This is a genomic window from Nocardia nova NBRC 15556 (assembly GCF_001613005.1).
In the GTDB taxonomy this organism is placed as follows: domain Bacteria; phylum Actinomycetota; class Actinomycetes; order Mycobacteriales; family Mycobacteriaceae; genus Nocardia; species Nocardia nova.
Window position 1 is genome coordinate 1 of the sequence record NZ_BDBN01000160.1, and the last position, 7,837, is coordinate 7,837.

9 protein-coding genes are annotated in these 7,837 nt (G+C 70.0%); 5 read left to right on the forward strand and 4 right to left on the reverse strand.

Annotated features, from left to right (window positions below):
- Nucleotides 1-441 (forward strand): tyrosine-protein phosphatase (locus tag NN2_RS35105; protein WP_169812490.1); only part of this gene is annotated, 441 nt, incomplete at its 5' end.
- 24 nt (nucleotides 442-465) lie between these two features.
- Here the strand turns inward: NN2_RS35105 and NN2_RS35110 are convergent.
- Together NN2_RS35110 and NN2_RS35115 are read right to left on the reverse strand one after the other, a co-directional pair.
- Complete coding sequence (locus tag NN2_RS35110; RefSeq protein WP_063019537.1) at nucleotides 466-1,722, reverse strand: class I adenylate-forming enzyme family protein; 1,257 nt, start codon at nucleotides 1,720-1,722, stop codon at nucleotides 466-468.
- A gap of 94 nt (nucleotides 1,723-1,816) precedes the next feature.
- Complete coding sequence (locus tag NN2_RS35115; protein ID WP_063019539.1) at nucleotides 1,817-2,611, reverse strand: enoyl-CoA hydratase/isomerase family protein; 795 nt, start codon at nucleotides 2,609-2,611, stop codon at nucleotides 1,817-1,819.
- Between the two features lie 65 nt (nucleotides 2,612-2,676).
- On the opposite strand from NN2_RS35115, the gene NN2_RS35120 reads away from it, so the two are divergent.
- Nucleotides 2,677-3,714: a glutathione S-transferase family protein gene (locus tag NN2_RS35120; RefSeq protein ID WP_439955878.1), complete on the forward strand. Its 1,038-nt coding sequence runs from the start codon at nucleotides 2,677-2,679 to the stop codon at nucleotides 3,712-3,714.
- 59 nt (nucleotides 3,715-3,773) lie between these two features.
- Here NN2_RS35120 and NN2_RS35125 read toward each other — a convergent pair whose 3' ends face one another.
- Both NN2_RS35125 and NN2_RS35130 read right to left on the reverse strand, forming a co-directional pair.
- Nucleotides 3,774-4,202, reverse strand: coding sequence for a VOC family protein (locus NN2_RS35125; RefSeq protein ID WP_063019541.1), 429 nt, complete (start codon nucleotides 4,200-4,202; stop codon nucleotides 3,774-3,776).
- The gene (locus tag NN2_RS35130; protein ID WP_082857482.1) at nucleotides 4,123-5,058 is read right to left on the reverse strand and encodes a helix-turn-helix domain-containing protein; all 936 of its coding nucleotides are present in this window, start codon (nucleotides 5,056-5,058) and stop codon (nucleotides 4,123-4,125) included. The genes NN2_RS35125 and NN2_RS35130 overlap by 80 nt, the downstream gene beginning before the upstream one ends.
- A gap of 162 nt (nucleotides 5,059-5,220) precedes the next feature.
- Here NN2_RS35130 and NN2_RS35135 point away from each other — a divergent pair, with 162 nt between their 5' ends.
- From NN2_RS35135 to NN2_RS35145, 3 genes are read left to right on the forward strand one after another with little or no spacing between them, the layout of a single operon-like run.
- The gene (locus NN2_RS35135; protein ID WP_063019543.1) at nucleotides 5,221-5,967 is read left to right on the forward strand and encodes a hypothetical protein; all 747 of its coding nucleotides are present in this window, start codon (nucleotides 5,221-5,223) and stop codon (nucleotides 5,965-5,967) included.
- Nucleotides 5,964-6,893, forward strand: a complete 930-nt coding sequence (locus NN2_RS35140) for an ABC transporter ATP-binding protein (RefSeq protein ID WP_063019545.1) — start codon at nucleotides 5,964-5,966, stop codon at nucleotides 6,891-6,893. Before NN2_RS35135 ends, NN2_RS35140 begins: the two co-directional genes overlap by 4 nt.
- A complete protein-coding gene (locus NN2_RS35145; protein WP_104367143.1) occupies nucleotides 6,890-7,684 on the forward strand; it encodes an ABC transporter permease in 795 nt (264 codons plus the stop codon). Before NN2_RS35140 ends, NN2_RS35145 begins: the two co-directional genes overlap by 4 nt.
- Nucleotides 7,685-7,837 lie beyond the last annotated feature (153 nt).

Consider the following 7,837-nt stretch of genomic DNA (forward strand, 5'->3'; position numbering starts at 1 on the left):
GACGCCGCGACGACCGGCCGCCACCTCGACCTGCTCGAGGTCTACGCCGAATTCCCCTCGATGCCGGAGGCGGGACTCGCGATCACCGCGATGGCCCGGTCGCTGGCCCGCGGCGACGGCGCGGTGCTGGTGCACTGCGCGGCCGGTAAGGACCGCACCGGCTGGGCGGTCGCCACCCTGCTGCGGGCCGTCGGCGTCACCGAGGACGACGTCCTGGCCGACTATCTGCTCAGCAACGAGGCCGTCGAATCGCTGGCCGCCGACGTGGCACGCAATTCCGGCGAGTCGCTGCCGCCCGCCCTGCTGGGCGTGAGCATCGAATACCTCGCCGCCGGCACCGAGGCCATGCACCGCCACTACGGCACCCTCGACGCCTATCTCGAGGCCATCGGCATCACACCGCAATTGCGGGCCGCCCTGCACACCCGCATGCTGGAGTGATCCGGTACTGCTGGCCGGCACCGGCTATCCGGTGCGGTGGACCAGGCCGTCGGTGTCGATGCTGACCTGATTTCCGGTGTGGAACCAACTGCCCGTGAACCGCGATTGCGTGGTCTGCGGGTCGTTCCAGTAGCGCGGGGTGATATTCGGCCCGCGACAGAGCAATTCGCCGCTGCCCACCCCGGCCCGCGGCCCCCACAGCGCCAATTCGGTACCGCCGAACGGGAATCCGAGAACGTCGCTGCCCGGCGTCACGCCGCTGTCCATCAGGGCCAATCCGATGCCGCTGGTTTCGGTCGCACCCCATACCGACCACTGCCGGGCCAGCGGAAACACCTCGCGCAGCGCCTCGGCGACGATTTCGGCGGTGCCGGCGTCGGTCGCGGCCAGTTCGGCACGATGTCCCGCACTGCACACCTGGCGCACGCCCTCCGCCCGCAATCCGGCCAGTTCCGGGAGCAGGCCCGCGAAGATGCGGGGCGTCGCGGCCACCATATCGATACGTTCGGCGACGATCGTCTCGGCGATCATCGCCGGATCCGGGGCGAGGACGACCGTGCCGCCCACGGCGAAGGTCGGCAGCAGTTGATCGACACAGCCGCTCGCGTGCGCCAGCGGCATCAGGACCAGATTGCGCAATCCTTCGGTCGGCAGGTCGAAGGCGCCCACCACCGAGCGCACCGCCGACAGCAGATTCTCGTTGGTCAACTCGACGCCGCGCGGACCGCCCGGCGCCTCCGAAAGGCCTTGGCTCGCAGCGCCGCTGGTGTAGCACAGCAGGGCGAGCTCGCTCAGCGAGGCACCGTCGTCGATGAAGGCCGCGCCGTCGGGGAAGTCGGCGTAACCGGCGTCCGCACCGCCGCCGTCGAGGACGAAATCCGCGCAGCTGTCCGCGATCACCTGGGCGGCCACGGCATCGGGCAGCCCGTCGTGCACCAGCACCGGCACCGCACCGGACAACAGGGCGCCGAGGAAGGCCTGGACCCAGCGCGCGCCCACCGGCATCCGCACGGCAACCCGGTCGCCGTAACCGATTCCGTGTTCCTGAAGTCCGCCGGCGATCCGGGAGGCGGCATGCCACAGCTGCCGGTAGGTCAGCCGCGGACCGCCGATTTCGACGACCGCCTCCCGGGCCGAAAACGCGTGTACCTGCACATCGAGCAGTTCGGTGAGGGCCGGATTGAGATTTCCGTACCGCAGCACGCCGTCGGCACCGCGAGCAAGAGGGTTGCCGCACCACGGATTTCGCGTCTGCGGATATTCGATCAGAAGCTGCGTCATCAAGTCCCTCCGGATGCCTCGATCAACAGGCATCTGTGACTATATGACGCAGATCACAATCGCGGGGCGTTAGGCGACAAAGATGTCCGGGCGATCACCGCCCTGTGTAGCTCGCCTTCCCCGGGCCCACCTCCAGGAAGCTGCGCACCGCACCCCGCAAATCCTCGGTTTCGAACAGTTCACCGGAGACCTTGGGCGTCACCGAATCGGCATGTTCGACGCCGCCGGAACGCCATGCCGCGATGATCTGCTTGGTGGCCGCGTGCGCGCGGGTCGGGCCGTCGGCGAGGCGGGCGGCCAGCGCCCGGGCCGCGGTGTCGACATCCTCGTGCACCGCGTTGACCACACCCCAGTCGGCGAGGGTGGCCGCGTCGTACAGGTCGCCGGTCATGACCAGCTCCCGCGCCCGGCCGGAACCGGCGCGCTCGGCCAGCCGCTGCGGGCCGCCCATCGACGGCGTCAGGCCCACGACCGTCTCCACCAGCCCGAACTTGGCCTTCGGCGAGGCCAGCAGGATGTCGCAGGCCAGCGAGATCTCGAAGGCAGCGGTCAGGGTGAGGCCGTGGGCGGCGAAGACGACCGGGCACGGCAGGGCCTCGACCGGGTGGATGATGCCCTGGAACAGGCGCTGCCACAGTTCGGCGCCCTGATCCACGCTCAGCCCGTCGAATTCGTGGACGTCGACCCCACCGGAGACGACCTTGCCCTCGGCGCGGATCAGCAGCGCGCGCGGCGGATTCGCGGTCAACTCGGCGAGATCGGCGGCGAGCGATCCCAGCAGCGCCGAATCGAACAGGTTCAACGGCGGATGGTCGATGGTGATGATCGCGAGCTGGGCGCCGGCCTCTGTCTCGGTCCGCTCCAACCGGGTGGGTTTCGAATCGCTCATCGGCCGAATCTATCCAGAACCAGTCGTAACCGGTACCCCGGCCGCCGGTCTGCCAGACTGGTCCGGTGGATACCTCGCCGATCGAGCACGCCGGTTCGAACACCGCGACCTATGTCGAGCCCGGCGAATTCAAACGGGACACGAACTACATCACGACCCGGATCACCGCCGACGGCCGCGACGGCTATCCCGTCGAACCGCAGCGTTATCGGCTGATCGCGGCGCGGGCCTGCCCGTGGGCCAACCGCACGCTGATCGTGCGGCGGCTGCTCGGCCTGGACCAGGTGATCTCGCTGGGGTTGTGCGGGCCGACCCACGACAAACGCAGCTGGACCTTCGACCTCGATCCGGACGAGGTGGACCCGGTGCTGGGCATCCACTTCCTGCGCGACGCCTACCTCGCGCGCGACCCGGAGTATCCGCGCGGCATCACGGTCCCGGCGGTGGTGGACGTGCCGACCGGACAGGTGGTCACCAACGACTACCCGCAGATCACGCTCGACTTCTCCACCGAGTGGACGCAGTTCCACCGGCCGGGCGCGCCGCAGCTGTATCCCGAACCGCTGCGCGCCGAGATCGATCAGGTGAACCGGCGCGTCTACACCGAGGTCAACAACGGTGTCTACCGCTGCGGCTTCGCCGGCAGCCAGGACGCCTACGACGCCGCCTACGATCGGCTGTTCACCGCGCTGGACTGGTTGTCGGAACGGTTGAGCGAACAGCGTTACCTGGTCGGCGAGACCATCACCGAGGCCGATGTGCGGCTGTTCACCACGCTGGTGCGGTTCGACCCGGTGTATCACGGCCATTTCAAATGCAATCGGAACAAGCTCACCGAACAGCCCGTGCTGTGGGCCTACGCGCGCGACCTGTTCCAGACCCCGGGCTTCGGCGACACCATCGATTTCACGCAGATCAAGCGGCACTACTACATCGTGCACAGCGATATCAATCCGACCGGGATCGTGCCGAAGGGGCCGGAACTGTCGGGCTGGCTGACACCACACGACCGAGAAGCACTGGGTGGCAAGCCCTTCGGGGACGGCACCCCGCCTCCGCCGCCCCTGCCGGCGGAGCGGGTTCCGGCCGCCGACTGGGTCTGAGCGTCACCGGGCGGAGGCTGTCCCCGCCTCCGCACCGGATCCGCTCGTGCGTCGTTTCGTCAGGCGGAGGTTCCCGCGTAGGTGCCGAAGCTCCAGAACACGCCTTCGGGATCGCGGCAGGTGAATCCGCGCGAGCCGTAGTCCTCGTCGCGGAGCCCGCGCACGATGGTCGCACCGGCGGCGCGGGCGCGTTCGTAGAGTCCGTCCGGGTCGTCGACGACGATGTACACCGAGCCGGTCCCCGGCGGCTGCTCGCAGAGCGCGGAATCGTCGCGCTGCGAACCCAGCATGATCCCGCCGCCGCCGGGCCAGCCGAGTTCGGCGTGCTGGACCACGTCGGCGGTGCCGTAGCGCGCGACTTCTACGAAGCCGAAGGCACGCTGCAGGAAGTCGATCGCCGCCGGGGCGTCACGGTAGATGAACGTCGGCCACAGCGGGGCGGTCGTCGTCGCGGTACGGGTCGTTGCGGTATCGGTTGTTTCGGTCATGCACCCAGCCTTTCTCGCCCGGGTCCCCGTCGTCTTGGACGAATGGGAATACCTCGCGCGCACGCCACGCCGACGGCGGGCAACCGGCCAGTTCGCGCCACTCGCGGGCCATATGGGCCTGGTCGTAATAGCCGGTCGCGGCGGCCACCTCGGCGATGCTCACCTCGGGGCGGCGCACCATGCGATGCGAGACCTCGAAGCGGGTCAGCCGCGCGGCCTCCTTCGGCGTGATGCCGAACTCGCCGGCGAATCGCGCGGCCAGATGCCTTCTGCTCCAGCCGATCTCGTGCGCCACCCGATCGACCGCGGGTGCGCCGGCGGGGTCGGTCAGCAGCCGCCAGGCCCGGCGGAGATTGGCGTCCATCTCGAGCCGGCGCGCATCGATCGCGGCGACCCGCGCGCAGAAGACCTCGTCCAGCACGGCGAACCGCGCCCGCCAGTCGGAGGTCGCGGCGATCCGCTCCCGCACGCGCTCGGCCTCGGGCCCCAGCAGATCCGATAGATCGACGATCCACTCCCCCAGCTCACCGGCGGGTATGCCGAACAGCGCCCGCGCGCCCAGCGGTGTCACCGCCAGCTGGATTCCGTGCTGGTAGCCGTTGTGCGCGATCAGTGTCGGCCGCAGCGTCAGCCCGCCGGCCAGCGCGTCCCAGCAGCCTCCGGCCTGGTCGGGATGGGAGGACACCGGCACGTCGATCGGTTCGTCGATGGTGAGGATCACCGTGATCGAGGTACTCGGCATGCCGACGTGCACGCCCGGATCGAATCCGCGCAGCAGATAGCCGTCGTAGCGGCCGAGATAGGGCCGCAACGACGGGGCGGGCAACCGGCGCGCTCCCGCGGAGACACCACTCACCCTCTCCACGGTAGGCGGCGCGGAGCCGCGGTGGAACCGGACCCGGGCGCGGTTCGTTGCACGGACGACGGCCGTATCGGCCACCGTCGCCGACTTCGTCCGCGGCCGTCGGATCGGCACCACTAGAGTTTGTGCCGACCGGACGAGAGGGGTGCGTTACCGATGTTCGACAGCGGCGTGGAAAAGGCCGTGCGGTCACTGCTGGACAACGGGGCACAAGTGCAGGCTCCCGCGGTCGCGAAGTACGTCGACCGGTTCCGCCGGGCACATCCGGACGAGAGTCCGGCTCAGATCCTCGATCGGCTGGAGAAGATCTATCTCACGACCGTGACCGGCAGCGGCACCGCGGTCGGCGCCACGGCCGCCGTGCCTGGGGTGGGCACCCTGACCTCGCTCGCGGCGATGAGCGCGGAAACCACCTTCTTCCTCGAGGCCTCGGCCGTCTTCACCCTGGCCGTCGCCGCCGTTCACGGCGTCGCCCCCGAGGACAAGGAACGCCGGCGTGCGCTGGTGCTGGCGGTGGTGCTCGGCGAGAGCGGTATGGAGATCGTGCAGCAGAGCGTGGGCCATTCGGCCAAGAACTGGGGCACGCTGCTGGCGGAGCGGATCCCGGGCATCAAGGGCATGAACGAATCGCTGATGAAGCGATTCGTCGTCCAGTTCGTCACCAAGCGCAGCATGCTCATGTTCGGCAAGATCCTGCCGGCCGGAATCGGCGCGGCCGTCGGCGGATTCGGCAACCGCGCCCTGGGAAAGAATGTGATCGGCAACGCGCACAAGGCATTCGGCCCCGCACCGATGCGGTGGTCCGGCCGTACCGCACGCGGTACCGTGATCGACGCCGATCCGCTTCCGGCACTGGGTAATCCGGACGGCACCGCCTCCGGTTCGACGGCCGAGCAGCGATGAGCGCGGCCCGCTCGCTCGCCGTCTCGATCAGCGGACTGCACAAGCAGTTCGAGGGTGCGGTCGCCTTACGCGATGTCGGGTTCTCGGTTCCGGCCGGCACCACCGCGGCCCTCGTCGGCCCGCCCGGATCCGGAAAATCCACGCTGATCCACATTCTGCTCGGACTGCTGCGAGCCGATTCCGGCGTCGCCGAGACCTTCGACGGCGGCGGGATCGGCGCGGTGCTGCAGCAGCGCGGACTGCACCCGGCCCGGACCGTGCGCGCCCAGTTGCGGGTGTACGCGGCCGCCGCGGGTGTCGACGACGAACGGGTCGACGCCCTGCTCGCGATGCTGCGCCTCGACGAGGCCGCCGCCACGCGGGTGCGGGATGTTCCCGACGGCCTGCGCACGCGGCTCGCGGTGGCGCAGGCACTGCTCGCACAGCCGCGCCTGCTGGTGCTCGACGACCCGTTCGAAGGTCTCGAATCGCCCGAGCGGGCATGGCTTTTCGACTATCTACGGGCTCATGCCCGGCGCGGTGGCACCACCCTGTTCACCTCGCAGAGCCTGGCCGCGGCCGTGCCGGTCTGCGATCAGGTGATCGTGCTCTCGGCCGGTTCGGTGGCCTATCAGGGCAGTCCGCGGCGGCTGCGGCGCAACCATCCGGATCGGCTGGTGGTCGCGGCGTCGAGCCCGATCGCGCTGGCCACCACGCTGGCCGCGCAGGGCTTCACCGACGCGGTGATGCGCAGTGACGGCCGACTTGCCGTCGCCGAGGCTTCTCGCGCCGAGATCGAGGCCGCCGCGGCGCTGGCCCGGGTCCATCTCGGCGAGGTGGTGGCCGAACCCGTCCACCCGGATCGGGTGCTGGCCATCCTCACCAAATCGTCCGCGCCGCCGGCCTATCCCGCCCCCGCCCCTGCGACCATGTACGGAACGCGATGATGCTGCCGACCCTGCCCACCGTTCCCGCCGAGGTGAACCGGGCGGCGACCGCCGAACTGCGCAAGATCACCGCGGTGCGCTCCGGCTGGATGCTGCCCCCGGTGCTCGCGGCCGTGGGCTTCGTCGTCGCCTCGGCCTCCGCGTTGCGCGGGTCGGGTCCACAACCGCGCGAGGCGCTGGTCACCGGGACCGCGACCGTCGGGTTGTATCTGGCGATCGCGGTGGCGGTGGGTGCGGCGGCGATCGGCGGCGCGGTCGCGGCCGGCGACGAATACCGCTACCGCGGCATGGAACTCACCGCGCTGTTCACGCCCGACCGCAACGTGCTCTTCGGCGCGAAAGCCGGTGTGGCCGCGGCCTATTCGCTGATTCTCGCGGCGTGCGCGGAGATCGGCGCGGCGCTGGGCCTGCTGGCCTTCGGGCGGCACACCGTCGAATTCGGCTGGCGACTGGTGGGGGTGTTCGGCGGCGGCCTGCTCGCGGCGGTGTGCTGGGGCGTGATCGGCGTGGGCCTGGGATTGCTGGTGCGTTCGCCCAATCTGGCCGTGATCGCGATGGCGGGATGGCTGTTCATCCTGGAACCGCTGATCTGGCTGGTCGCCAAGGGCGCGGGCATCGCGGGCGTGGTGGTGCTGCTGCCGGGTTCGGCCACCATCGGCTCGGTCGCGGTCGGTTCGTTCCCCGAGAGTCCGTTCCTGCCGCCGAATGCGGCCTCGGCCGTGGTGCTGGTGGTCTGGGCGATCGCCGCCGGGGCGGCCGGTTGGTGGTATCTGCGCACGCGCGACATCTGATTCGACAGCCGATCCGGGTGGAATTTCCCGCACGGGGTGCGGGAGACGCCGGGTGTCGGGGCGCGTCGGTACCGTCGAATCGACATGAACGACACCGAAACCCTCGACCCCGGATCCCGCCGCGACGCCGGCTCGGCCGCGGCGGCACCCTCC

Coding starts and splice junctions, on each gene's coding strand:
- NN2_RS35110 (WP_063019537.1), bottom strand. CDS start 1,722: ATGACGCAGCTTCTGATCGAATATCCGCAGACGCGAAATCCGTGGTGC.
- NN2_RS35115 (WP_063019539.1), bottom strand. CDS start 2,611: ATGAGCGATTCGAAACCCACCCGGTTGGAGCGGACCGAGACAGAGGCC.
- NN2_RS35125 (WP_063019541.1), bottom strand. CDS start 4,202: ATGACCGAAACAACCGATACCGCAACGACCCGTACCGCGACGACGACC.
- NN2_RS35135 (WP_063019543.1), top strand. CDS start 5,221: ATGTTCGACAGCGGCGTGGAAAAGGCCGTGCGGTCACTGCTGGACAAC.
- NN2_RS35140 (WP_063019545.1), top strand. CDS start 5,964: ATGAGCGCGGCCCGCTCGCTCGCCGTCTCGATCAGCGGACTGCACAAG.
- NN2_RS35145 (WP_104367143.1), top strand. CDS start 6,890: ATGATGCTGCCGACCCTGCCCACCGTTCCCGCCGAGGTGAACCGGGCG.